The organism is Pseudoxanthomonas suwonensis (assembly GCF_000972865.1).
Taxonomy (GTDB): domain Bacteria; phylum Pseudomonadota; class Gammaproteobacteria; order Xanthomonadales; family Xanthomonadaceae; genus Pseudoxanthomonas; species Pseudoxanthomonas suwonensis_B.
On the sequence record NZ_CP011144.1, the window covers coordinates 3,680,602 to 3,704,783 of the forward strand.

At 68.7% G+C, this 24,182-nt stretch carries 19 protein-coding genes; 10 read left to right on the top strand and 9 right to left on the bottom strand.

Going from position 1 to position 24,182, the window contains the following annotated elements; genetic code table 11:
• Positions 1-16 precede the first annotated feature (16 nt).
• The 3 genes from WQ53_RS15210 to WQ53_RS15220 all read left to right on the top strand — a co-directional run bounded on the left by WQ53_RS15210 (position 17) and on the right by WQ53_RS15220 (position 6,300).
• Positions 17-3,790 (top strand): methylmalonyl-CoA mutase family protein, encoded by a 3,774-nt coding sequence (locus WQ53_RS15210; protein ID WP_052633548.1) that lies wholly within the window; start codon positions 17-19, stop codon positions 3,788-3,790.
• 23 nt (positions 3,791-3,813) lie between these two features.
• Positions 3,814-4,716 (top strand): restriction endonuclease, encoded by a 903-nt coding sequence (locus WQ53_RS16480; RefSeq protein ID WP_082113071.1) that lies wholly within the window; start codon positions 3,814-3,816, stop codon positions 4,714-4,716.
• A 666-nt stretch (positions 4,717-5,382) separates the two neighbouring features.
• Positions 5,383-6,300, top strand: coding sequence for a DUF4344 domain-containing metallopeptidase (locus WQ53_RS15220; RefSeq protein WP_052633550.1), 918 nt, complete (start codon positions 5,383-5,385; stop codon positions 6,298-6,300).
• Positions 6,301-6,505: 205 nt separating this feature from the next.
• Here WQ53_RS15220 and WQ53_RS15225 read toward each other — a convergent pair whose 3' ends face one another.
• Positions 6,506-6,955 (bottom strand): VOC family protein, encoded by a 450-nt coding sequence (locus WQ53_RS15225; RefSeq protein WP_052633551.1) that lies wholly within the window; start codon positions 6,953-6,955, stop codon positions 6,506-6,508.
• Positions 6,956-7,309: 354 nt separating this feature from the next.
• Positions 7,310-8,269, bottom strand: coding sequence for a hypothetical protein (locus tag WQ53_RS15230; protein WP_330217143.1), 960 nt, complete (start codon positions 8,267-8,269; stop codon positions 7,310-7,312).
• Between the two features lie 373 nt (positions 8,270-8,642).
• On the opposite strand from WQ53_RS15230, the gene WQ53_RS15235 reads away from it, so the two are divergent.
• Positions 8,643-10,094: an amidohydrolase family protein gene (locus WQ53_RS15235; RefSeq protein WP_052633553.1), complete on the top strand. Its 1,452-nt coding sequence runs from the start codon at positions 8,643-8,645 to the stop codon at positions 10,092-10,094.
• A 128-nt stretch (positions 10,095-10,222) separates the two neighbouring features.
• Positions 10,223-10,426, top strand: a complete 204-nt coding sequence (locus WQ53_RS15240; protein ID WP_052633554.1) for a hypothetical protein — start codon at positions 10,223-10,225, stop codon at positions 10,424-10,426.
• 37 nt (positions 10,427-10,463) lie between these two features.
• Here the strand turns inward: WQ53_RS15240 and WQ53_RS15245 are convergent, their stop codons facing one another.
• Positions 10,464-11,369, bottom strand: a complete 906-nt coding sequence (locus tag WQ53_RS15245) for an SDR family NAD(P)-dependent oxidoreductase (RefSeq protein WP_082113072.1) — start codon at positions 11,367-11,369, stop codon at positions 10,464-10,466.
• 344 nt (positions 11,370-11,713) lie between these two features.
• Between WQ53_RS15245 and WQ53_RS15250 the strand changes: the two genes are divergently transcribed.
• Both WQ53_RS15250 and WQ53_RS15255 read left to right on the top strand, forming a co-directional pair.
• Positions 11,714-12,562, top strand: coding sequence for a plasmid stabilization protein ParE (locus WQ53_RS15250; RefSeq protein WP_052633555.1), 849 nt, complete (start codon positions 11,714-11,716; stop codon positions 12,560-12,562).
• Between the two features lie 129 nt (positions 12,563-12,691).
• Complete coding sequence (locus WQ53_RS15255) at positions 12,692-13,759, top strand: endonuclease/exonuclease/phosphatase family protein (protein ID WP_158497851.1); 1,068 nt, start codon at positions 12,692-12,694, stop codon at positions 13,757-13,759.
• A 123-nt stretch (positions 13,760-13,882) separates the two neighbouring features.
• On the opposite strand, the gene WQ53_RS15260 is transcribed toward WQ53_RS15255, so the two are convergent.
• Both WQ53_RS15260 and WQ53_RS17335 read right to left on the bottom strand, forming a co-directional pair.
• Positions 13,883-14,362 (bottom strand): VOC family protein, encoded by a 480-nt coding sequence (locus WQ53_RS15260; protein ID WP_052633557.1) that lies wholly within the window; start codon positions 14,360-14,362, stop codon positions 13,883-13,885.
• Positions 14,363-14,584: 222 nt separating this feature from the next.
• Positions 14,585-14,719 (bottom strand): hypothetical protein, encoded by a 135-nt coding sequence (locus WQ53_RS17335; RefSeq protein WP_269078951.1) that lies wholly within the window; start codon positions 14,717-14,719, stop codon positions 14,585-14,587.
• Between the two features lie 198 nt (positions 14,720-14,917).
• Here WQ53_RS17335 and WQ53_RS15265 point away from each other — a divergent pair, with 198 nt between their 5' ends.
• A complete protein-coding gene (locus WQ53_RS15265) occupies positions 14,918-15,958 on the top strand; it encodes a S66 peptidase family protein (RefSeq protein WP_052633558.1) in 1,041 nt (346 codons plus the stop codon).
• A 110-nt stretch (positions 15,959-16,068) separates the two neighbouring features.
• The gene (locus tag WQ53_RS15270; protein ID WP_052633559.1) at positions 16,069-17,931 is read left to right on the top strand and encodes a DUF885 domain-containing protein; all 1,863 of its coding nucleotides are present in this window, start codon (positions 16,069-16,071) and stop codon (positions 17,929-17,931) included.
• 57 nt (positions 17,932-17,988) lie between these two features.
• Here the strand turns inward: WQ53_RS15270 and WQ53_RS15275 are convergent, their stop codons facing one another.
• The 4 genes from WQ53_RS15275 to WQ53_RS15290 form a co-directional block, all read right to left on the bottom strand.
• On the bottom strand, positions 17,989-19,143 hold the full coding sequence (locus WQ53_RS15275; protein ID WP_052633560.1) for an MFS transporter: 1,155 nt from the start codon (positions 19,141-19,143) through the stop codon (positions 17,989-17,991).
• On the bottom strand, positions 19,143-20,450 hold the full coding sequence (locus WQ53_RS15280; RefSeq protein ID WP_052633561.1) for an HdeD family acid-resistance protein: 1,308 nt from the start codon (positions 20,448-20,450) through the stop codon (positions 19,143-19,145). Before WQ53_RS15280 ends, WQ53_RS15275 begins: the two co-directional genes overlap by 1 nt.
• A gap of 90 nt (positions 20,451-20,540) precedes the next feature.
• Complete coding sequence (locus WQ53_RS15285; RefSeq protein ID WP_144409344.1) at positions 20,541-21,170, bottom strand: hypothetical protein; 630 nt, start codon at positions 21,168-21,170, stop codon at positions 20,541-20,543.
• Positions 21,171-21,505: 335 nt separating this feature from the next.
• Positions 21,506-22,861, bottom strand: coding sequence for an alpha/beta hydrolase family protein (locus WQ53_RS15290; protein ID WP_052633563.1), 1,356 nt, complete (start codon positions 22,859-22,861; stop codon positions 21,506-21,508).
• A gap of 430 nt (positions 22,862-23,291) precedes the next feature.
• On the opposite strand from WQ53_RS15290, the gene WQ53_RS15295 reads away from it, so the two are divergent.
• Positions 23,292-24,152 (top strand): CPBP family intramembrane glutamic endopeptidase, encoded by an 861-nt coding sequence (locus WQ53_RS15295; protein ID WP_052633564.1) that lies wholly within the window; start codon positions 23,292-23,294, stop codon positions 24,150-24,152.
• Positions 24,153-24,182 lie beyond the last annotated feature (30 nt).

Here is a 24,182-nt window from a genome sequence, read left to right on the forward strand (position 1 = left end):
TTCAAGCAGCGCGCCCATGAGCACCCCCGCCAGCCAGATCCCCGACGCCAGCCCGGACGCCACCCCGCTGCGGTTCGTCACCGCCGCCAGCCTGTTCGACGGCCACGACGCGGCGATCAACATCATGCGCCGCCTGATCCAGGCGCAGGGCGCGGAGGTCATCCACCTCGGCCACAACCGCAGCGTCGAGGACGTGGTCCGCGCCGCGCTGCAGGAGGATGCCGACGCCATCGCCCTGTCCAGCTACCAGGGTGGCCACGTCGAGTACTTCAAGTACATGGTCGACATGCTGAAGGAGCACGGCGCCGCGCACATCCGCGTGTTCGGCGGCGGCGGCGGCACGATCACGCCCGAGGAGATCCGCGAACTGGAGGCCTACGGCGTCGAGCGCATCTACCACCCCAACGACGGCATGAAGATGGGCCTGGTGGAGATGATCGAGGACGTCGTCGCCCGCGCCGCCGCCGCACGCGAGACGAAATGGGGCCAGCCGAAATGGGGTCAGGTTCATTTTTCTTCCGGCGTCGATCAGTCCCCGGAAATGACATCGGGGAAAAATGAACCTGACCCCATTTCGGCTGACCCCATTGCCGAGATCGCCATCGGCCGCGTGCTCAGCGCGATCGAGGACGGCGAATACACGGACGCCGAGCTCGGCAAGCTACGCAAGCAGTGGCAGCTGGCCGCCGGCCGCACCCCGGTGATCGGCATCACCGGCACCGGCGGCGCCGGCAAGTCCTCGGTCACCGACGAACTGCTCAACCGCTTCCTGTCCAGCTTCCCGGCCATGCGCATCGCGGTGGTCTCGGTCGACCCGACCCGCCGCCGCAGCGGCGGCGCGCTGCTGGGCGACCGCATCCGCATGAACTCCCTGCGCAGCCACCGCGTGTACATGCGCTCGATGGCCACGCGCCGGCAGAACGTGGCCACCAACGCGGTGCTCAAGGACTGCATCGGCTACCTCAAGTCGCTGGGCTTCGACCTGGTGATCGTGGAGACCGCCGGCATCGGCCAGTCCGACTCGGAGATCGTCGACCTGGTCGACTTCCCGATGTACGTGATGACCTCCGACTACGGCGCAGCCAGCCAGCTCGAGAAGATCGATATGTTGGATTTTGCTGAGCTCATAGTGCTCAACAAGTACGACCGCCGCGGCGCCGAGGACGCCCTGCGCGACGTGCGCAAGCAGTGGAAGCGCAACCGCACCGCGTTCAACGTCAAGGACGAGGACATCCCGGTCTACCCGACGATCGCCAGCCAGTTCAACGACCCCGGCATCAGCTGGATGTTCGCCAACCTGTGCCGCCTGCTGCGCGAGAAGGGGAAGAAAAGGGGTCAGACTCCTTTTTCCTCCGAGGTACCCGCGGCCGGCGACGTCAGTGAGGGGAAAAAGGAGTCTGACCCCTTTTCTTCTCCCCGCTGCGACTTCCGGCCGCGCATCGACACCACGCTGAAGGAGCCGCGCGCCACCGTGCTGATCCCCGGCGCCCGCGTGCGCTACCTGGCCGAGATCGCCGAGCAGGGCCGCGGCATCAATCGCCGCATCGAGAGCGAGGCGGAGACCGCCAGCCGCGCGCAGTCCTACTGGGAATCGTTGCGCGACCTGGGTGACGAACTGCTGCCCAAACCCCTGGACCTGTACGCCCCCGACGCCTTGCTCCCCTCAGTGGCCGGGGGAGAGGGTTCGTCGGCCAACGTATCCCGCAGTACTCCGAACCCTCACCCCAACCCCTCTCCCGGAGGGAGAGGGGCTCAAGCGGACCTTACCCTGCTGACCCTGCGCCAGCGCTACAACGACGCCGTCCAGTCGCTGTCCAGCGAATCCCTGCGCCAGCTGCGCGAATGGCCCGCCCGCCTGAAGTCGATCACCGACGAGTTCACCGAATACCAGGTCCGCAACAAGGCCATCCGCGTCGAGAACTACCGCGAATCCCTCAGCCACCAGAAGGTGCCGAAGATCGCCGCCCCCACCTACAAATCGTGGGGCGAACTGCTGACCTTCCTCGGCAAGGAAAACCTCCCCGGCAGCTACCCCTACACCGGCGGCGTCTACCCCTACCGCCGCACCGGCGAGGACCCGATCCGCATGTTCGCCGGCGAGGGCACGCCCGAGCGCACCAACCGCCGCTTCCACTACCTGTCGGCCGGCCAGCCGGCCGCGCGCCTGTCCACCGCGTTCGACTCGGTCACCCTGTACGGCGAGGACCCGGCGCCGCGCCCGGACATCTACGGCAAGATCGGCAACTCCGGGGTCAACATCCCGACCCTGGACGACATGAAGAAGCTGTACTCCGGCTTCGACCTGTGCGCGCCGACCACCAGCGTGTCGATGACCATCAACGGCCCGGCGCCGATCATCCTGGCGATGTTCATGAACACCGCCGTCGACCAGCAGGTGGAGAAGTACCTCAAGGCCGACGAGGCCCGCTGGGCGCAGGCGCAGCAGCAGATCGACGCGTTCTTCGAGGGCAGGGAGCGCCCGCGCTACCACGGCGACCTGCCGGCCGGCAACGACGGCCTCGGCCTGGGCCTGCTCGGCATCACCGGCGAGCAACTGCTCGACGCGGAGACCTACGCCAGGATCAAGGCCGAGACCCTGAAGACCGTGCGCGGCACCGTGCAGGCCGACATCCTCAAGGAGGACCAGGCCCAGAACACCTGCATCTTCAGCACCGAGTTCGCCCTGCGCATGATGGGCGACATCCAGCAGTACTTCGTCGACCACCAGGTCCGCAACTTCTATTCGGTGTCGATCTCCGGCTACCACATCGCCGAGGCCGGGGCGAACCCGATCAGCCAGCTCGCCTTCACCCTGTCCAACGGCTTCACCATCGTCGAGTACTACCTGGCGCGCGGCATGCACATCGACGACTTCGCGCCCAACCTGAGCTTTTTCTTCAGCAACGGCATGGACCCGGAGTACACCGCCATCGGCCGCGTCGCCCGCCGCATCTGGGCCCGCGCCATGCGCGAGCGCTACGGCGGCAACGAGCGCAGCCAGATGATGAAGTACCACATCCAGACCAGCGGCCGCTCCCTGCACGCGCAGGAGATCCAGTTCAACGACATCCGCACCACGCTGCAGGCCCTGTACGCGCTGTTCGACAACTGCAACAGCCTGCACACCAACGCCTACGACGAGGCCATCACCACGCCCACCGAGGAGAGCGTGCGCCGCGCGGTGGCGATCCAGATGATCATCAACAAGGAGCTGGGGCTGAACTTCTGCGAGAACCCCTGGCAGGGCAGCTTCGCGGTGGAGTACCTGACCGACCTGGTCGAGGAGGCCGTGTACAAGGAGTTCGAGGCGATCAGCGAGCGCGGCGGTGTGCTCGGCGCCATGGACACCATGTACCAGCGCGGCAAGATCCAGGAAGAGTCGATGTACTACGAGCACAAGAAGCACGACGGTTCGCTGCCGCTGGTGGGCGTCAACACCTTCCTGCCCAAGGAGCACGCCGGCGAGGTGGTCACCGAGATCGAGCTGATCCGCTCGACCGAGGGCGAGAAGGCGCAGCAGATCGAGAACGTGCGGGGGTGGCAGGCCAACCGCAACCGCCTGGCCCCGGAAGGTGAGACCGTCACCGGCCACATTGCCGGGGCCGACGAGTCAGGCAGCGGGCTGGCCGAGGCCGTTCACGACGGCCACGGCCTGGCGTATCTTCAGGACACGGCGCGCAGGCGGGGGAACGTCTTTGCGGCGCTGGTGGAAGCGGTCAAGACCCACAGCCTGGGGCAGATCAGCCATGCGCTGTATGACGTGGGTGGGGAGTATCGGAGGAATATGTGAGTCCACAAAGAGTGGAGGGGCCAATGCCTGATTTGGATGCATCCGTCCCGGAGTTCGCTCAGTGGGTGAATCCAGTTCTGGCTGCATTACGAGAATTGGGTGGTTCAGGCAAGCCGCGCGAAGTAGTTGAGCTTGTCGCAGATAGCGAAAAGGTTTCGGATGCGGTTCTAGATCGTATAAATACGAACGGTGGATCAAGATTTACTAATCAAGTCCATTGGGCGCGATATTTCTTGGCTGAAGATGGGTACATTGATCGATCTCGGAGGGGCGTATGGGCTCTAACGGAAAAAGCCAGCCTCACACCTGTGCTATCACCTAGTCAGGTGCGCCTATTGGTAACGGAAGTGCAGCGCCGTGACCGTGAGGCAAGGGAGGTGAATGTAACTGGAGAAGTGCTAGCGGGGCCTGCAGAAACCTCTTCAATCAGCGGTGAGCTCGAGGCGCTCCCGCCAGATGCTGAGCATGGTGACTATCGAGCCAAGCTGATGTGGGTGTTGCGGGGTCTCAGTCCCTCCGGTTTCGAGAGGATTTGCCAAAGACTTCTTCGTGAATCTGGCTTCGAACAAGTCTTCGTTACAGGGCGAAGCAACGACGGCGGTATCGATGGGCATGGCCTGCTTTCGTTGAATGCGTTCGTGAGCTTCCGAGTACTTTTCCAATGCAAGCGCTACTCGGGCTCTGTCACTCCGGCGCAGATTCGTGATTTTAGGGGTGCGATGCAGGGGCGTGCTGACAAGGGAATCATTTTGACGACAGGTACCTTCACTGCAGAAGCTAAGCGTGAGGCATCTAGAGATGGTGCTCCGCCTATCGAACTCGTTGACGGAGACAAACTTGTAGAGTTGTTTGCCAAACTCGAACTTGGGTTGCGCCCAGTCACGACATATGAAGTTCAAGAGGCATTCTTCGACGACTTCCGATAATCAAGCTCACTTTGTTATCAGAAACGGGGGTCAGAGTGCACTTTCGTGAAGCAGGTCGATAGGTAACGGGGTCAGGTTCACTTCTTGGGGCTTAACGGGGTCAAGTTGGCTTGTCGGCTAGCAGGGCAGGTTCACTTGCGGTCCGGACGAAATTTGATGTGATGGAGAAGGTGTCAGGGACAAGTCCCACGCAGGTTTCGTCATGATGTTTCATGGCAGTTCGTCCTCAAGGAGGACTGCCTGAAGGACGGCTGCGTGTGTGCGCCACGATACTTCCAGCCAAGGAGAAAGTCAGAGGATGGATCTGCTTCGCAAGATGGTTCTTTCGTTACTTCTCGTTGCTGGCGTCTTCATTGTCTTGGATCCCTTCTCGCGCTATGTCGGGCGCGTCCACGGCGAGGTGGTTCAGGTCGAAGGGCGCGGTCGATTCTCAGGTCCTTCGATCACCATCCGAGTAAGGCTAGAGAGTGGCGCGATATTTCCAGTGACTGTCGCTCAAGGGCCCATTAAGGAGGGTGATGTCGTCACGCTGCTAGTGCATGAGAGCTGGATCTTCAAGAGGCGGGATTATGTGGCGAGTATGGAGTAGCCTTCCAAGTCGCGGCATGGATGTAGGGGTTGAGGCAGGTGTTATTGAAGTGCTGCATTAGCGCGCTATTGTTCGCGATGGCGGTCGCGATCGTCGGTTGCGCCAGCGCTCCGACGTCCATCGCGCTGGATCCGGCCGCCGCACCGGTAGGGCAGAGAACCGTCCATCGCACGCCGCGCAGCGTGGTGCGGGCAACGCCAGCGGTGCGGCCTGCGGTACCCCGGTTCGAGTACGCCTATGAGCCGCCGCAATCGGCCGACCTGAAGCCGATCTACGCGCAGGTACGCGAGGCGGACCTGTGGCGCCAGCTGCCGGAGGTGCAGGCGATCGACGGGATGTTCGTGTTGCCGCGGCCCCTGCGCCTGGTGATGGCCGAATGCGGCGGCGCCGGCGCCCTCTACCGGCCGGCCGGGACCGAAGTGGTGCTGTGCTACGAGACGTTGCGCGCCCTGTACGAGCGCGGCCAGGACCAGCAGCGTACGCTGGGCCTGGGCGAGGGCTATCCGTTGCGATACGTGCGCGCCAGCATGCGCTTCATGGTGCTGCACGAGATCGGCCACGCGCTGGTGGACCTGCTGGACCTGCCGGTCACCGGGCGCCAGGAGGATGCGGTCGACCAGCTGGCCACGATCCTGATGCTGCGCTTCGCCAGCGGCGACGAAACGCCTGAAGAGGTGATCGACAACATGCGCCTGGCGGCCAACTGGCTGCTGTCCAACAGTACCGGTGCCTACGACCTGCACGCCTACGCCGATGTCCACGCGCTGGGCGAGCAGCGTTACTTCAACCTGCAATGCATGATCTTCGGCACGGATCCGGCCGGGTTCGCGGACATGGTGGCCGCCAGGGACCTGACCCCCGAGCGCGCCGCCGGCTGCGAGCGCGAGATGCGCCAGGTGGTCCGCGCCTGGCTGCGCCTGCTCCTGCCATACCTGGCGCCCGGCCACGAGGTGTACGCGGAAGAGGCGAAGCGCTACCTGGGGTGGGAGGGGTAGGCCAGCGTTGTTGAAAAGCCGGGGGCGCGCCTTGCTTTTTCCAGGTCGTTCTCCTGCGAGGCCTAGTTTCCCTGCCGGGCATGGGTACCGCCCTCGCAGGTGCGGGCATGACCGTGACAGGTGTGTTGGCTCGGCCGAGCGGCCTCGGGTCACCGGCTGAAGCTCCTGCAGGGAACCCGGCGTAGCCGCCCGCCGGACGCGCTGCTCACGATCCGTGCGACGGCTTCCAGTCGGCCGACGGCTGGGTATTGACCATCCACGGGATCCCGAAGCGATCGACCAGGGAGCCAAACCCCGGCGACCAGAAGGTCTCGGCGAAGGGCATGACCTGCTTGCCGCCTTCGGACAGCTGCTCGAACCAGCGCCGCGCCTGGTCGATGTCGTCGGTGTGCAGGCTGACGTCGAAGCCGTTCTTGGGCTTGTCGATGTTCGGCGCCCATTCGGGGGCCATGTCCGCGCCCATCAGCGCCTGGTCGCCGACGTCCATCCAGCAGTGCATCAGCCACTCCTTCTGCTTCGGGTCACTGACCTCCATGCCCGGCGGGCCGTCACCGTAGGGGAAGGCGCCGGTGATGCGGCCGTCCAGCACCTTGGCGTAGAACTCGAACGCTTCGCGGCATTGGCCCTGGAAGCTCAGGCTGGTCACGATCTTCATGCGGTCTCCTCGGTGGGCCCACGGGGGATGGGCGGGTCATTGGTACGCCTGCCCGCATTAGCTGACCGCGAACGGGGGATGTCCGGCGGGTTTCACCGGAGCGGCCGCGACCCGGGCCGCAGCGTCGCCGTTGCCTGCCGGCAAGATGGGGCGTGGCGATCGTTGGCACGCGCATTTGAGCTCTTTGTTTCAGAAAGGAACAGGCGGCCCTGCATGGGGCCGCCTGTTCGTGGTGTCACGACGACGGAGTCAGGTCAGCAGGGCGATCAGGATCAGCACGGGAATCGGCAGGCCCAGCAGCCACAGCAAGAGGTATTTCATGGGACGTCTCCTTGGTCGGAAAGGATGGCGCGCTCAGCGGTCGCGTTGGCGGCCGCCGAAGGTGGCGAGCAGGCTGGCGGAGAATGCTCCGATCAGCAGGGTGATGAACAGCCAGAGCGCGGCGTAGGCCGATGCCTTGCGGGCCTCGTCCGCCACTTCGCGTGCCTGGGTTTCCGCCTCGTCGAGGCGGGCGCGCAGGCTGGCCTCCAGTTCGGTGACACGCGCCTGGGCTTCGGCCTGGCCCAGCCCGGTGCGTTCGGCGATCCGCTGGGCGATGTAGCGGGCGTCGTCCGCGTCGAGCGCGTCGCCGCGCAGGCCATTGGCGAGGATGCGGCCGATTTCGGGACGCAGGTCGGTGTCGGCGGTTGCCGGTGTGGCCGGACGGGCAGACGCGGACGAGGCGATGCGTGCCTGCAGCGGCCCCGTCGCGGCACCGTTGGCGGTCGGGTCATCGCTCGGGGCCAGTTGGGCGGCGGCGGCCGGTTGCCGGAACATCGCGTCCACCCAGTACTGGATGTCGTTCTCGGCGTCATCGGACGCGGCAGCGCCGGCACCGGCGGCCGCGATGCCGCCGGCGGCCGTGGCTGATGCGCCCGCTGCCGAGCCCAGCGCCTTGGCGCCGGTACCGAGGATCGCTCCGATCGCGGTGGTCAGCACGGCGGCGGTCAGCAGCGTCGCCACGGCCCACGCCAGGAACCCATGTGCGGTGTCGCGGAAATAGGTCTCGTCCGTGTGGACGGAAACCCATCGGGTGCGCAGCCGTCCTGCCAGGTAACCACCCAGGCCCGAGGCGGCGATGGAGGTGAGCGTGATCCAGGCGATCGTCGACCAGCCGAAGGCTTCCCGGCTGACCCCTTCATACGACCAGGGCGACACGGTCGACATGCCAAGCCCCACGCCGAGGATCAGCAGGATCAACGACAGCGCCGCCGCGGCTGCGGCACCGGCCAGGATGGCCGCCCAGGAAACCGCGCTCTGCTCGGGAGCGGCCAAGGGCGGGGCTGCGATGACGGTGGATGCCGCTGGAGATGCGGATGCTGGATGCATAGCGGTCCTCGCTCGATGGGTGTTTCACGGCATGCTGCGTGCGGCGCCGTGAAGTGGATGCGATCTCTGGCAAGGGAAAAAGTCAGGAGATTGTGAAGAGTGCACTTTCCGTGATCTGCGCAGACCGTCCGGCAGAAAAGCTTGCCGAGACAACTCCGGGACCTTCCGGAAGGCGAACCGGCCCGGACGCTCCGGAAGGCCGCCCCGCGTCCGGCGACATGGTGCAAGGCAGCAGGCCTGGAATGGCCGTCCTGCTTGAGCCCGCACGCGGTCGACGGTAGGGTCGCGGGCAGCATCCGATCGAAAGGAGGAACCCCCCATGCACCGACTTGCGTCGCCTGCGCCGCGCCTGGGAACGATCCTGACCGCGGCCGCGTTCGGGCTGCTGCTGGCCGCTTGCTCGTCGCCGGATTCCACCGATGCGGCCGTCGACGGCAGAACCACTTCGGCGCCTTCCTCCGCGGCAATCGCCTTCGTCGGCGTCAACGTGGTGCCGATGGACCGTGAGGCAGTGCTGGAGAACCACACGGTGGTGGTCGAGGACGGCCGGATCGTGTCCGTCGCTCCGGCGGACGAAGCCCAGGTGCCCGAGGGCGCACAGCGCATCGACGGCGCCGGCCGCTGGCTGATGCCGGGGCTGACCGAGATGCACGGACACGTGCCGGGGCCGGACAACCCCGCTTACGCGGAGGACGTGCTGTTCCTGTACGTATCCAACGGCGTGACCACGGTGCGCAACATGGCCGGGAACGCGTCACACCTCGAACTGCGCGACGGGATCGCCCGGGGCGATCTGCTCGGACCGAGACTCTACGCGGCCAGTCCGTGGCTGAGCCCCGACAAGGCGGGCACGCCGGAGTCCGCCGAGCAGGCGGTACGCGAGTACCAAGCCGCGGGCTTCGACCTGATCAAGCTCGGCAGCATCCCACCCGACGCCTACGTGCGCATGGCCGAGACGGCGCACGCGCTCGGCATGCCGTTCGCCGGCCACGTGCCGCGCGAAGTCGGGTTGACCGGCGCGCTCGATGCGCGGCAGGCGTCGATCGACCACCTGGACAGCTACGTCGAATTCCTGGTGGCCGAGGGTGCGGAGGTCTCGGGGCGCGACCCTGGCTGGTTCGGCAGTGGCGTGGTCGATCTGGTCGATACCGACCGCATTGCGGAAGCGGTGGAACGGACCCTCGTCGCGGGCACGTGGAACGTGCCGACATTGAGCCTCATCGAGCACCTGGCCTCGGCGGAGCCGGCCGAGGCGATGATCCGGTGGCCGGAGATGCGCTATCTGCCGCAGGACGTCCTCGACGGCTGGGTACGGTCCAAGCGGGAAGTGCAGTCGCGCGACAACTTCCAGCCGCTGGCGGCTCAGCAGCTGGTCGAGCTGCGCCGGCGACTGCTCAAGGCCTTGCACGACGCCGGCGCACCGATCGCGCTCGGCTCGGACGCGCCGCAGTTCTTCAACGTGCCCGGTTTCTCGATCCACCACGAGATGCGGATGATGGCGGCCGCGGGGCTGACGCCCTACCAGGTGCTGGCGACGGGAACGCGCGAGCCGGCGCGGTATTTCGGCACGCCGGACGCGTTCGGTACGGTTGAGCCCGGCCGCCGTGCAGACCTGATCCTGCTCGAGGCCAATCCGCTGGACGACCTGGCCAATGTGCAGCGGCGCGCCGGTGTGCTGGTGAACGGGCGCTGGCTGCCGGAGGCGGATATCCAGGCGCGACTGCAGCGGATCGCGGAGACGGTCGGTGAGGAAAGGCAGGTGGCGGAGTAGGTTGCCCCGAGGGAAAAGGTGTCATCGGCACGTCACGCGCGCGGCACGGCCAGGCCGGTAGAACCGTGGGTGTCGCCGGTGCACGCGATCGTTGGCCGGCGGCATTGGTCAACGACCGGAGAAGGGCCATGGGTAGGGAGAAGGAGCAGGAGGCTACGCGCCCGGACGGCGAGCAGATCGAAGCCGACCGGCAGCACGAGGTCAGTATCTGGGCGCGTGGATTCGGCGTGTCGTCGGACGACCTGAGCGGCGCGCTCTATGACGGCAAGGGTGGGGCGCAGGAGGAAGTGCAGGCCGAGGTGGAGGCCGAACGCGAGCGCGACCGGAAATAGGCGGTTGACGCCTCGGCTTCTGCCTTCTCCGGTCCGGCTAGGGCGCAGCGGGCACATCGGTCAGCACGATGCTCACCGCCACCAGGCGCACGCGCGCTTCCTCATCGCCCGCCTGTTCGTCGAAGGGCGCGACGGGCCGGCCGTCGACGTAGAAGGCGCCGGGCTGCAGCGACGGCGCGGTGATCAGGCCCATCACGTGGTCGCGTCCCTCGGCCACGGTGGTGCGCGCGGGGACGCCGATGCCCTTGACCATGGTGGTGTCCATCAGCGTGGCCGGGTGCAGGGAGATCATGGTGACGCCGCGTTCGGCGAACGCGGGGGCGAGCTCGATGGTCATCATGACCTGCGCCAGTTTGCTCTGGCCGTAACCGCGATGGTGGGCGTCCGGCCGGTCGAGCATGACGTCGTCGAAATCGATCGAGTTCGCGCTGATCGAGGCGACGTTGACGATGCGCGACGGCGCGGCGGCCTCCAGGTTGGGCAGCAGCCGGTTGGCCAGGATCCAGCCGGCCAGGTAGTTGACGACGAACTGCAGTTCGTAGCCGTCCTCGTTGGCGCTGCGTTGCGGTGCCTTGAGGAAGGCGATGCCGGCGTTGTTCACCAGCAGGTCCAGCCTGGGGTAGTCGCTTGCGATGGTGTCGGCGAAGTCGCGGACCGCCTGCAGCGAGGAGAAATCGGCGGCGATGAATCTCGCCGATCCCTTGCCCGATCCGGTGATTTCGTCGACCACGGCCTGGCCGCGTTCGGCATTGCGGCCATGGACGATGACATGCGCGCCGTCGGCGGCGAGCGCGAGGGCGAGTTCGCGCCCGAGTCCATCGGTCGAGCCTGTGACCAGGACGGTCTTGCCCGCGTAGGACAGGGGCGCTGCGGGCGTCTGTGCATGCGCCGGCGCGACAGCGAGCAGGACGGACAGTGCGAATGCGGCCAGCAGAATGCGCATGACGGTTCTCCATTCGGACGGGGAGCAGCATAGGCCAGAACGAGGAAAGGCGGTTTCAGGGTCACCTGCTCACCCGAAAGTGTCTCTGACGTCGTCTCAGCGTACGTCGTGGGGGGGGCTTCGCGGGCGGGGGCGCTGCGTAGCGGTTCCTGCCGACGGCCAGCAGCGGGCCAGGTCCACCGGGCTCTCGGGTCGGCATGGGCGTCCGATGAACGAGCCGGTACCGGAGCAAGGGCAACAGGACGCTCATCGGCCAGCGGCAGGCGTTACGATGTCGCACTCCCATCCGCAGCACTTCGTGGTTCCCGCATGAGGGCCCGCAATCCCTACACCCCCCAGGCGGCATGAGCCACACCCCGACTCGCTTGGACGCCAGCGCCAAGCCCCGGATCGAACGCTGGCAGCCGTGGATCGCCGCGCTTCTGAGCGCGCTGCTGCATGTGCTGCTTCTGCTGATCCTGCTGTTCTCCTCCACGCCGGTCGTGACGCCGCCGCAGGGTGCGTCCGCCGGCGGCCGGGTCCGGGTCAATTTCGTCGGCGAGTCGGCGCAGCAGCCCACACCGGCCCCGCCAAGCCCGGCCCCCTCGCCAGCGCCCAGGCCGCCCTCCAAGGCGAAGGCGCCAGACCGCGCCGACGAGCGCCGGCCAGTGCTGCAGGCCGAATACATCCAGCGTCCGAGCGACCTTCAACCCGAGCAGCGCGAGAGCCAGGCCCCCCCGGCGGACAGCCAGGCGCAGGCGCCCGCCTCGAGCCCGCCCGAACCGGCCCAGCGTCGTCCGGAGACCTGGACCGGGCGGCCACCGGGGATGCTCGATGAAGACACCGCACCCGTGAACAGAGGCAGGGCGCGCGGCCCGGCCGATCGCCAGGGCAACCAGAACGACCCGGAGGCCGGCGAGGCCAGCATGGAAGTGGGCGGCTTCCAGATCTACTACGACCTGCTCGCGGAAGAGCGGCTGCGCATCTGGAAAGACCAGGGCATGAAGGAAATCTCCTTTCCGCTGCCGGGCATGCGATCGCAGATGGTCTGCCCCGTGGAAATCGCGCTCAAGCGCGGCTCCGGCAAGTGCCGGCTGCTCGACCCCAATGACCCTGAAATGCAGGCCATCGGCGATGCCCGCCAGGTCGTCGTGGTGATCGCCGTGTACCGGCGGGGGGAACTGGTCTGGCGCGGGCCCGGGCCGTACCGGTGAGCCCGCGAAGAAGGGGGCAGGGTCGGCAACGCCCGGGATCGGGTTCACTCCACTGCATCCAAGGGGCTGACTGACCTGGCGCCGGCCCGGGCTCCGTTGTTTCCAGAGCCTGCACATGTGGAGGCGTCCGTGGACTACTCCCGATACCCGAGCCAAGTGGTCCAGGACATCATCCGCCTCCGCCGCCGCATCCAGGCGGCCGGCCTGCCGCCGCGGCGCACCGATGCCAACGTCATCGTCGGCACCTGGAACCTGCAGAAGTTCGGTGGTTTCCATCCGGCCTGGACGGAAAACCCGGGCAGCCCCAAGCGCAATCTGCGCTGCCTGGCGCTCATCGCCGAGGTCATCCGCGGCTTCGACGTGATCGCCCTGCAGGAGGTCCAGCGCGATACCTCCGCGCTGCGCTACCTGATGGAGCATTTCCTCGGTTCCCACTGGGCGGTGCTGCTCACCGACGTGACCGCCGGCGACAAGGGCAACTCCGAGCGGCTGGCCTACCTGTACGACACGCGGCGGGTGGTGCTGTCCGGGCTGTCGGGCGAGATCGTGCTGCCGCTTGCGCCTGCCGGAGTGCCCGAGCAGTTCGACCGCACGCCCTACATTGCCGGATTCCGCGCGGGCCAGGAGCACTTCACCCTGCTCACGGTCCACATCCGCTACGGCGCCCTCCCGGCCAACCGCCTCCCCGAACTGCAGCAGTTCGCCCACTACGCCGCGCGGGAACTGCGCGAGCGCACGCGCACCGGCCAGAGCCGCGAGGAGCCGAACCTGCTGGTCCTGGGCGACTTCAACATCGACAGGCGCCAAGGCAACCCGCTGTTCGATGCCTTCGTCGAGACCGGCCTGTGGGTGCCCGAGGCCCTGCAGGCGGTCAGGACCACCACCGGCAAGAGGGCCAAGCATTACGACCAGATCGCCTGGTTCCAGGGCGAGGACTTCGGGCTGCGGCCCAGCGGACTTGCGGGGACCATCGACTTCGCCGGCGCCGTGTTCCAGGAGCTGGCCCAGACCCAGGTGTCGCCCCGCATCAGTGACCACCTGCCGCTGTGGATCGAGTTCTCCACCGACCGCAGCGAGGAGGCGATGGCGGGCATCCTGGGGTGGATATGGACCATCCTGAGCCGTTCGCCGGGGTGCCGGACTGAGGCGGGCACGGGCGGCGCGCCGTCCGCTTTCCGCTTTTTTCGTAGGAGCTGACTTCAGTCGGCGACACGGGCGTCGGAATGCTGGGGGCGTCGCCTGTGCCGAGGGCGTCGTGTCGCCGGCTGAACCCGGCTCCTACAACAGCCGTGCCGCCGCGCTTCCTTGCATGGGCCGGCATCAACCCTGCCGTGCCGCCTCGATCGCGGCGACGTCGATCTTCCGCATCGTCATCATGGCCTCGAACGCCCGCTTGGCGGCTGCGCGGTCGGGACCGGTGACGGCCTCGGTCAGCACGCGCGGAGTGATCTGCCACGACAGGCCCCATTTGTCCTTGCACCAGCCGCAGGCGCTTTCCTGGCCGCCGTTGCCGACGATCGCGTTCCACAGGCGGTCGGTTTCGGCCTGGTCGTCGGTGGCCACCTGGAACGAGAAGGCCTCGCTGTGCCGGAACGCCGACCCGCCGTTGAGGCCGAGGCAGGGAATGCCCAGCACGGTGAATTCAACCGTCAGTACGTCGCCCTGCTTGCCGGAAGGAAAGTCGCCCGGGGCGTGGTGCACGGCCGTCACCGCGCTGTCCGGAAAGGTCCGGGCATAGAACGTCGCAGCATCAAGTGCGGTGCCGTCGAACCACAGGCAGATCGTGTTCTTGGACGTCATCTTGCTTCTCCTGGGTCTTGGTGTGTGACCAGAGTAGGACGAACGCCAAGGAGCGGGATCGACAGCGGGACCGGAAAAAACGGACAGGAGGCGAAGACCGGGGCGCTGGCGTGGCAGGGGCCCGGGCCGTACCGGTGAGCCGCGCGGGGAAAGGGACTCCCTTGATCCGCGCCGGACGCCCATCGGCATCCGTCCGGACGGCATCATTGGGACCCGGCCCGGTTACTCCTGCGGGGGGAGTGCGGCGGCCTTGGCGGCTTCGCGTTCGGCGCGCTTCTTGGCGTCCTTCTCGTCCTGCTTCTTCTTCTTGGCAAGTTCGCGCTGCCGCTTCTCGAACGAATAATTGGGCTTGGCCATGGGCGATCTCTCTGGTGTGGATGCCCAGTGTACGGACCGAAGCCGGAAGAAGGGCAAAACAGGCAGCTGACGACGGGGGGTGGGTTCACTTGCCTGCCAGGAAGTCGGGGGCCGGAATCCGGCGTCCCCCCGAATTGTGGGAAGGAGAGGCCGGTTGTTACTCTGGCACCGGCCTGCCGATCGTCGGACTGACGCACCATGCAAAGGCGACACTTCATCGGAAGCGCGGCACTTGCGGCCTTGGTGCTGCCGCTGGTCCGCGGCGGCGAGGTACTGGCGGCCCCGCACCGGCGCTTGTTGCCAGTGCCGCTCAACCCGGGCGACACCATCGCCCTGGTCAGCCCGTCGGCGGCCACCGACGATCCGTTCGACCTGCAGCTGGCGCGGGAGGCCATGGAGGCGCTGGGCTTCAAGGTGAAGCTCGGCCCGCACCTGGGCTCGCGCTGGGGCCACCTGGCCGGCAGCGACGCCGAGCGTGCCGGCGACCTCAACGCCATGTTCGCCGACCGGGAGGTCAGGGCCATCGTCTGCGCCCGCGGCGGCTCCGGTGCCGCGCGGCTGCTGCCGCTGCTCGACTACGCGCTGATCCGCCGCCACCCCAAGGTGCTGCTGGGCTATTCGGACATCACCGCCCTGCACAACGCGCTGCTGACGCAGGCCGGGCTGGTCAGCTTCCACGGGCCGATCGGCTCGGGCAGCTGGAACAGCTTCAACGTCGACCAGTTCCGGCGCGTGTTCTTCGAGCGCGAGCTGGTGGAGTACCGGAACGTGGCCGAGGCCGGCGACGAGCTGGTGCCGCGCAGGAACCGCACCGTCACCCTCACCGGCGGCAAGGCCCGCGGCGAACTGGTCGGCGGCAACCTCACCGTGCTGACTGCGCTGGCCGGCTCGCGCTACCTGCCGGATTTCACCGGCAAGATCCTGTTCCTGGAGGACGTGTCGGAAGCGCCGTACCGCATCGACCGGATGTTCAGCACGCTCAAGCTGATGGGCGCGCTGGACCGGATCGCCGGCCTGATCTTCGGCGAATGCACCGACTGCAATCCTGGCGGCGGCTACGGCTCGCTGAACCTGCAGCAGATCCTCGACGACCACATCACGCCGCTGAAAATCCCCGCCTACCGCGGCGCGATGATCGGCCACATCCGCCAGCAGTTCATCGTGCCGGTGGGCGGCCGGGTGGAGATGGATGCCGACGCGGGCACTTTCCGCCTGCTGGAACCCGTGTTCCAGGGCTGAAGGGGCGGCGGAACGCTCACTTCCGGAAAAGCGCGCTTCGATCCCGGTTCCGGTTGTCCTGCGCATGCGATCCTTGGCGGCTTTCCCCGGCCACCGCGTCAAGGAGTCCCATGCGTCGCCACGCCGTCTTGTTCCTGGCCTGCCTGTCCGCCTGCGGCATCGCTGCGCCGATGCCCGCATCCGCCGCATCGCCGCCGCTGGAGGACGCGCAGGCCCCGCACGCGCTGGGCGCGCTGGTCGACGCGCAGACCATGCGCGCGATCGGCACCGATCCGGAGGTGCGCACGCTGCTGGGCATGTCCGGCGATGGCATCGACCTGTCCGGGCAGCTGACCGACGTTTCGCTGCCGCGCCGCGAGGTGCTGCGCGCGACCATGCGCGACAACCTCGCCGAACTGGAAGGCTACGCCGCCGCCCACGAGATCGTCGGCCAGGACCGCTGGAGCCTGGGCCTGATGCGCTGGCTGTACCAGCGCCAGATCGAGATGATGGCCCCGGACTGGGCGCCGGCCTGGCTGCCGGCCGGCGCGACCGTCTATGCGGTCGACCAGCTGTTCAGCATCCCGGTGTCGCTGCCGCAGTTCATGGAGAACCAGCACGTGGTGCGCGACGAGGACAGTGCGCTGGCCTATGTTTCGCGGCTGCATGCCATCGGCGCCAAGCTCGACCAGGTGCGCGACAACTTCGACCTGCAGGCCGGGCAGGGCGTGCTGCCGCCGCAGGTGGCGCTTGAAGGCGCCGCCGCGCAGATCCGCGCCCTCATCGCGCCGCCGGCGGCGCAGAGCCGCTTCGTGCTCGCGCTGCAGCGCAAGCTCGAGAACACCTCGCTGCCGGCGCAGCGGCGGCAGGAGCTGGTGGCGCAGGCGGTGGCGGCAGTGGAGACCGACACCAACCCCGGTTATGCGCGCCTGCTGGCGCGGCTGGACGCGGCCATCGCCACCCGGCCGGGAGACCAGGGAATGTGGTCGTTGCCCGGCGGCGATGCGTACTACGACGCCGCGCTGCGCTGGAACACCAGCACCGACCTGGATGCCGACCAGATCCATCGCCTGGGCCTGTCCGAGGTCGCGCGCATCCAGAACGAGATGGACCGCCTGCTGCGCGCGCAGGGCATGGCCAAGGGCACGGTCGGCGAGCGCATGGCCGCGCTGACCCACGATCCGCGCTTCCTGTACGCCGACTCCGAGGCCGGCCGCGCCGAACTGGTCGCCGACATCCACGCGATCCTGGCCCGGCTCGAACCGCACCTGCCCGAATACTTCAGCCGCGTGCCGGCGCCGCTGGAAGTGCGCACGGTGGCGGTCGAGGCGCAGGCGACCGCACCGGGCGCCTACTACCTGGGGCCGGCGATGGACGGCTCGCGCCCGGGCCTGTACTTCATCAACCTCGGCAATCCGAAGGCGAACACGCGCTGGAGCCTGCCGACCCTGACCTACCACGAAGGCTCGCCGGGGCACCACTTCCAGATCGCCATCGGCCAGACCCTGACCGACCTGCCGCTGATGCGCCGCAGCCTCAACCCCAGCGCCTTCACCGAGGGCTGGGCGCTCTACGCCGAACAGCTGGTCGCGGAGATGGGCCTGTACCGCGACGACCCCTGGGGCGACATCGGTCGCCTGCGCGCCGAGCTGTTCCGGTCGGTGCGGCTGGTGGTGGACACCGGCCTGCACCGCAAGCGCTGGACCCCGGAGCAGGCGATCGCCTACATGCACGCGCAGACCGGGATGGATCCGGCCGAGGTGCGCACCGAGGTCTACCGCTACCTGGTGCAGCCGGGGCAAGCCAGCTCGTACAAGGTCGGCCACCTGAAGTTCGTGGAGTTGCGCGAGCGCGCCCGCGCGCAGCTCGGAGAGCACTTCGACATCCGCGCCTTCCACGACCTGCTGCTGGGCAACGGTGCCGTGCCGCTGGCGGTGCTGGAGGCGGCGGTGGACGACTGGATCGCGATGGTGAAGAGCACGCCGGCGACTTGAACGCGGGCGCACGCGACGCCGCGGCGGTATTGCGATCGGCGGCGTTCGCGTTCGGCCTCAGCGTCCTTCGTCCTGCTTTCCCGCAACCGCCACCCCCAGCGCGAACAGGCCGCAGCAGATGGCAGCGAACCATGGCAGTCCGTGCGGCGACACTTCCAGCGCCAGGCCGGCGCCGAGCGGGCCCAGCAGCGCGCCCACGCCCCAGGCGATGGACATCGCGCCGTAGACCGCGACCAGTTCGGGGCCCTGGTAGCGCGCGCCGACCTCGGTGACGATCAGGGTATAGATGCCGACGAAGACGCCGCCCCAGGCGAACAGCAGGGAGTAGGCCAGCCAGGGCGTGGCCATCGCCCAGGGCCACAGGCAGGCGCCCAGGGTCGACAGCACGGCCAGCGAGACGATCAGCGGCCGGCGCGGAAGCCGGTCGCCGAGCCAGCCGACGGGCAGCTGCAGCACGATCGCGCCGAGCATCAGGGTGGAGATCAGCAGGGTGGCCGATGTGGCGGGCCAGCCCTGCTGCACCGCGTAGACCGGCAGCAGCGACAGGCCGGCGGCCTCCAGCGCGGCGTTGAGCGCCGCGCCGGCCATCGCCAATGGCGCGGACGCGGCCAGCGCCAGCAGCCCGCGGTGCCCGGTTTCGGCCGGCACGACGGGCGGCCGGGCGCGCCCGATCGAGAGCACGGCCAGGGCGACCAGCGGCAGCAGGCCGCCGACCGCGTAGGCCATCCAGCCGTGCGTGCCGACCACGCTGAGGATCGCCGGGCCGATCGCGAACCCGGCCGACAGGCTGGCGGTGTAGATGGCGATGTGGGTGGAGCGGTGCGCGTCGCCGCTGCCGGCGCTCACCCAGGTCTCGGTCAGCACCATCACCGTTTCCGAGGCCGCGCCGAGCAGGAAGCGCAGCACGAACCAGGCGCCGATCCACGGCAGCAGCCAGAACGCCGGCAGCACCAGGGCGACCAGCGCCAGCCCCGCCGCCAGCAGCGGCCAGCTGCCCCAGCGGACGATGCCGCGGGGCAGGTGCGGCGCCACCGCAAGCACGCCCAGGGCATACATCGCCGCGTTGGCGCCGATCACCGATTCGGTGACGCCTTGCGCGTGCAGCGCCAGCGAGATCAGCGGCGCGCTCAGGCCATAGGCCAGGCCGAACACCGCGGCGGCGGCGTGGACCGGGAGCAGGCCGGCGAGGGGGCCGCGCGCGGCGGTGGACATCAGGCCGTTTCCGCGCCGGCCGCCGGGGCGGCGCCGCTTTCGGCGCCGGTGCGGTGGCGATGGCCCACGATCACCCGCAGCAGCCGCGCGTAGTCCAGCACCAGGCCCGGGGTCCAGGCCATGGTGGCGCCGCGCCGGCGCAGCAGCGCCGCGGTCCAGACGTTGGGGTCGCACAGCAGGCGCAGGAAGGTCAGCAGCGGCCACCGGGAAGTGCGGGTGCCTTCCAGCGCCGATTCGATCGCCAGCGCGGTCACCGTGGAGCAGCTGCGGCTGGTGAGGTTGTAGGTGGCGTCGACGCGGTAGTTGGCCCAGAACTGCTCAAGCGCGCCGGCGTTGTAGTAGTGGAAGCGCACGTGCTGGTCGGCTTCGCACCATTGCGAGACCTCGAACGCGTAGCCGGGCTGCCAGCGCCCGGGCACGTCGTTCTCCGGGCCGGCCCGCAGCAGGTGGGTGAAGTCGTCGGGGGAATGGTCGATCTCAACGGCCGGGTAGTGGCTGATGTACAGGTCCGGCAGGCGTTCCAGCGACGAGTGCCCGGTGGAGATCACGCCCTTGGCGTCGACCGCGGCAATGTAGCGGTCCACCAGCAGCCGGCGCTGCGGATGGTCCGCCGATCCCACCGGCGTCCACACGTGCAGGATCATCGGCTCGGCGTGGGTTTCGGGACGGGTGTGCAGCACGACCGGCGCGGCGGTGGCGCGGTACCAGCTGCGCGCGGAGAAGAGTGGCAGCGAAGTGATCGAGGTGCCGGGCGGCAGGCGGCGGATCTGCAGTGCCAGCAGGATCGCGCTCCAGCCCGACACGGCCAGGATCATGCCGAAGGCCATCGGCACCGTGTAGTGGTGGTGCAGCGGCCAGTTGGTCGCCACCGCGATCGCCACCAGCATCTCCGCCACGCCGGCCGCCAGCGCGACGTGCCAGTGGCGGAACCGGACCACCCAGGCCGAGGCGGTGCGGATGGCGCCATCGATCAGGAAGGCGGAGCCGAACAGCAGCCGGTCGGGGATGCCGTGGTCCACCCGCAACGGCATCGCCACCAGCAGGCCGAGCACGACCAGGGCCGTGGCCCGCAGGTACAGCAGCGGCCGCACCGATGGCGGCTTGCGTCCGGCGGCGAACAGCGCGCCCAGGCCCTGCAGGACCAGCACCAGGCCCAGCAGTTCCACCGCATAGAACAGCACGCCGTCGGAGGCGTCGATCGCCAGCCATGCGCCCAGGCCGATCCACAGCACGCCGGCCAGCCACAGCAGCCACCAGCGCCGCCTGAAGGCGTCGGCACCCACCAGCAGCATCGCCAATCGCACCATGCGTCGTTCCTCTGGGGGCGGCGGATGCCCGCCGTCGTCCGTACGTCCGCGCCGTGGCCGTGCGCGGCAGCGCCGCGCGGTGCCGGGGAATCAGCCGGAGAAGGGCTGCAGGGTCACCAGTTTCACCTCGAACTCCTTGCACTTGTCGTCGTGGCAGAGTCCGTTGATCCAGGCCTGGCCGCGGCCGAACATCACGCCCTGGTAGTTGACGAACAGGTCGCCGTACTTCGTCCCGACGATGGCGTCGCGGATCTCCGGGGTCATGAACTCCGGGTACCGGGCGATGAAGGCTTTCTCGTCGTGCAACACCGTCGGCCGGCCGTTGATGGTGACGTTGAACGGATAGCGGGCGAGGGCGGCCACCTGTGCCGCGTCCCCGGCGGCCACCGCCGACTGCAACGCCTGGATGACCGGCTTGTAGCGGGTATGGTCGCCCAGGGTGGCGTCGATGGCGTGGTTGACGGCCTGCTCGCCCGCGGCGTCGGTGGCCGCTTCTGCAGCGGGATTGGCGGCAGCCGCCGGTGCGGTCGCCTCGGCCTGGGCAGGTGTCGTGGCAGGCGGCGTCGCGGTGTCCGCGGGCGCGGCCACCGCGTCGGCAGGAACACCGGCGGGCGCGGCTTCCGCGGCGGGCCCCGCCGCGGGCGCGGCGTCCGCGGGTGCCTGCGCGCGACAGGCGCAGGCCAGCAACAGGATCGAAACAGCGAGCAGCATGGATTTCATCTCGATACTCCCGGTCTGTCTGTCGGCGGGGAACGTGAACCATCCGTACCTCGGCGGCCACTGTATGCCAGCCGCGGCCGAACGGCGACAGCCGCCGCAGGTCAGTCCGGGAACTGTTCCACATGTACCCCGGCGCGGCGGACGCAGGCGCCACTGGCGCACGGCCGGGGTCGCCGGCATCGGGAGGATCGACAGCGCCTCGACCAGGGAGGGGCGCGTGTCCGGTGCGATGCGGCACTCCGCCGGGAGGGTGAGTACGGGGCACACGGTGACGCAGGCCGCGGCCAGATCCGGCTCGCGTTTGGGAATTCCCTGGATGTCCGTCAGGCCGACGGCTACCGCGCCTGGCCAACCGTGCGTGCCAGCACGACTGCGCGGCCGTAGTCGCCTTCGCCCAGGCGGTCGTCGCGGATCCAGTCGGCCAGCAGCGCGTAGTAGCCTGCGGCCACGCGCGTCGGTGTCCGTGCACCGTCGGGTCCCGTCTCGAACTCGAGCACGCCGTGGTCGGTGTCCGGGAACTCGACCACGGTGAGGCGGCCGGTTTCGCTTGCGACGGCCAGCAGGCGCCGGCGCGTCTCCTCGGGCGGCGCCTCGCGGTCGGCGCCGGCGAGGATCCACAGCAGTGGCGCGCGTTGCGCGCGCAGGGTCGGCATCGGGTCGTACTCCCAGCTCGTGCCCTGGTCGAACAGCGGGCCGGCCAGGCGCAGCGCGAAACGGTGATGGCGCAGCAGGTCGCCGGTGAACTCGCCGCGCAGGTCCTTCCACCACGGCTCGTGGCCGTACTTCGCGCGCACCGCTTCCAGGCGGTCATAACCGTCGCGGAAGCCGGAGGCCATGATCGCGCCGGTGGCGTCGGTCACTTCGCGCGCCTTGCCGAGCACCTCGGGGCCATGGCCGGCGGCCTGCAGGTCGAGCATGACCTGGTCGCGGTCCTCGGCCAGCGGGCTGTCGGCCAGGCCGTAGGCCACTGCGACGAAATCCGCGTCGCTGCGCGTGGCGGCCAGCGGTGCGATCCAGCCGGCCTGGCTGCCGCCGCTGAACCCGACGCGCGAGGCGCGCGCCCCAGCCAGCCGCCGCGCCTGCTGCAGCGCGGCCACCGCATCGTCGGCGAGCAGGTCGAAATCCTGGGTGTACTTGCCGGTGCTGGCGCCGGTGCCGCGCTTGTCGTAGACGAACACGCCCACGCCCTGTGCCGGCAGCAGGCGCTGCATCGCGTCGTAGCGACGCGCCGACCGGTCCTCGGAGCCGTGCACGAGCACCGCGATCGGTACCGGCGCATCGCCGGGTGGCAGCACCAGCCGGCCGGCCAGCTGCGCGCCACGGGCCGGGAAGCGGGTTTCGCTCACCTCGAACGCCAGCCGCTGCGCGGCATGTCCCTCAAGCCGGAGCGCGGGTGCCTGGCAGTCGCCGAGCGCGACCTGCTCCGGTGCGGGGCGGTTGGTCCAGCCCTGCAGGTTGCGCCACTGGCCCACCGGCTCCGGACGCAGGCGCCCGCTGCGGCCATCGAGCAACCGCCAGCGCAGCGAACGCCCGTCGCTCAACGGCGACAGGTCCACGGTGCGTCCGTCATCCAGGCGCCAGGTGCCGACATGGCAGGCCGCTTCCGGGTCCAGCGCGGGCTCCCTCGGCCAGAACCACAGCACGGAGGCCATGGCCACCACGGTGAGCAGGCCGAGCAGCTTCGTGACCATGACGCGTTCTCCCTGGCACCCGTCCACCAGCGTGTGGCTGCGGGAGGTCCGGGACAAGTTCCAGAAGTCACTGGATCTGCAGACGAAAGGCACACTCCCTGCCGGGCTTGGCAAGCGCCAACGCTGCGGCTTGGATCATCGGGCTCCTGCCGTTGCAGGAGCCGGATTCATCCGGCGACCCGATGCCGTTGGCGCAGGCGACGCCATCGTGGTCCTGACGCCCGTGTCGCCGACTGAAGTCGGCTCCTACAGGCGGACGATGGTCCGCAAGGTAGTGCAGACCCGGCGGGACGGTTCACCGGCAGCCCGCTGGTAAAGCCGTTTCCCCGCGAACGACTAGGCGGTTCATGCTCCCAGCTTCTGGCAGGGGATGCCGGACACCTGCTGCAGTAATGTCCGCGAGCCTTCGTCATCCATGCCGAGTCGGCTCGTGCCCTGCGTCCACCCCATCCAACGGGAGAGCGTCATCGCGATCGCCGCGCGCCGTTCGCCCGGCCGGGCACTCGGCCTGCTGCTTGTCGTCGTGGTGGCGTCGACGCTGTGGTTCGCCTCGCCGGCGTTCCCGCTGGCGTGGCTGAGGCAGTGGCAGCTGGCCAGCGGTGGCTGGGTGTCGGTCACATTGATGGCCTCGGTGCTGCTGGGCGGCCTTCAGCTGCTGGTGATCTTCGGCCCGGGCCGGCAACGCCCGGGCGACGTCGGTTGGCGGCGGCGCGCGCTGGGGCCGGCGTTGCTGGCCACCGTGGGCCTGTGGGCGGCGATGCAGCTGGCGAGCGTGGCGGCTGCGTGGTCGTCCGGGACGACCCTGCAACCGGCGGCCGCCTGGAGCACCGGCCTCGGCGTGGCCCTGGGACCGTTGCTGGCGCAGTTGCTGGGGACGGCGCTGATGGAGGAAACGGTGTTCCGCGGCTACCTGTGGCCGCAGCTGGCCCGGCGGCTGGCCGACGGCGGCGCCGGGCGCCATGCGCCATGGATCGGCCTGGTCGCCTCGCAGCTGCTGTTCGGGTTGCTGCATGTGCCGCTGCAGCTGCAGGCCGGCGCCGGGAGCGAGGCGATTGTCGGCATGGTGCTGATGCTGTTCGTGGTCGGCGTGGTGTTCGCGTTGCTGTATGCGGCCACGCGCAACCTGTTCGTCGCCGTCGGCGCGCACGCATTGGGCAACGCACCGACGCCGCTGTTCGAGCCGCAAGGTCCGGCGCCGACGATGGTACTGCTGGCGGGCGTGACCGCATTGGGGATCGGGGCATGGTGGTGGCAGCGCCGGCAGGAGGGGCGGCATGCGGCCGGCCGATGACAGGCAGGCGTCATCCGGGCGTTCCTGGTC

Coding starts and splice junctions, on each gene's coding strand:
- WQ53_RS15210 (WP_052633548.1), top strand. CDS start 17: ATGAGCACCCCCGCCAGCCAGATCCCCGACGCCAGCCCGGACGCCACC.
- WQ53_RS16480 (WP_082113071.1), top strand. CDS start 3,814: ATGCCTGATTTGGATGCATCCGTCCCGGAGTTCGCTCAGTGGGTGAAT.
- WQ53_RS15220 (WP_052633550.1), top strand. CDS start 5,383: ATGGCGGTCGCGATCGTCGGTTGCGCCAGCGCTCCGACGTCCATCGCG.
- WQ53_RS15225 (WP_052633551.1), bottom strand. CDS start 6,955: ATGAAGATCGTGACCAGCCTGAGCTTCCAGGGCCAATGCCGCGAAGCG.
- WQ53_RS15235 (WP_052633553.1), top strand. CDS start 8,643: ATGCACCGACTTGCGTCGCCTGCGCCGCGCCTGGGAACGATCCTGACC.
- WQ53_RS15240 (WP_052633554.1), top strand. CDS start 10,223: ATGGGTAGGGAGAAGGAGCAGGAGGCTACGCGCCCGGACGGCGAGCAG.
- WQ53_RS15245 (WP_082113072.1), bottom strand. CDS start 11,369: ATGCGCATTCTGCTGGCCGCATTCGCACTGTCCGTCCTGCTCGCTGTC.
- WQ53_RS15250 (WP_052633555.1), top strand. CDS start 11,714: ATGAGCCACACCCCGACTCGCTTGGACGCCAGCGCCAAGCCCCGGATC.
- WQ53_RS15260 (WP_052633557.1), bottom strand. CDS start 14,362: ATGACGTCCAAGAACACGATCTGCCTGTGGTTCGACGGCACCGCACTT.
- WQ53_RS17335 (WP_269078951.1), bottom strand. CDS start 14,719: ATGGCCAAGCCCAATTATTCGTTCGAGAAGCGGCAGCGCGAACTTGCC.
- WQ53_RS15265 (WP_052633558.1), top strand. CDS start 14,918: ATGCAAAGGCGACACTTCATCGGAAGCGCGGCACTTGCGGCCTTGGTG.
- WQ53_RS15270 (WP_052633559.1), top strand. CDS start 16,069: ATGCGTCGCCACGCCGTCTTGTTCCTGGCCTGCCTGTCCGCCTGCGGC.
- WQ53_RS15275 (WP_052633560.1), bottom strand. CDS start 19,143: ATGTCCACCGCCGCGCGCGGCCCCCTCGCCGGCCTGCTCCCGGTCCAC.
- WQ53_RS15280 (WP_052633561.1), bottom strand. CDS start 20,450: ATGGTGCGATTGGCGATGCTGCTGGTGGGTGCCGACGCCTTCAGGCGG.
- WQ53_RS15285 (WP_144409344.1), bottom strand. CDS start 21,170: ATGAAATCCATGCTGCTCGCTGTTTCGATCCTGTTGCTGGCCTGCGCC.
- WQ53_RS15290 (WP_052633563.1), bottom strand. CDS start 22,861: ATGGTCACGAAGCTGCTCGGCCTGCTCACCGTGGTGGCCATGGCCTCC.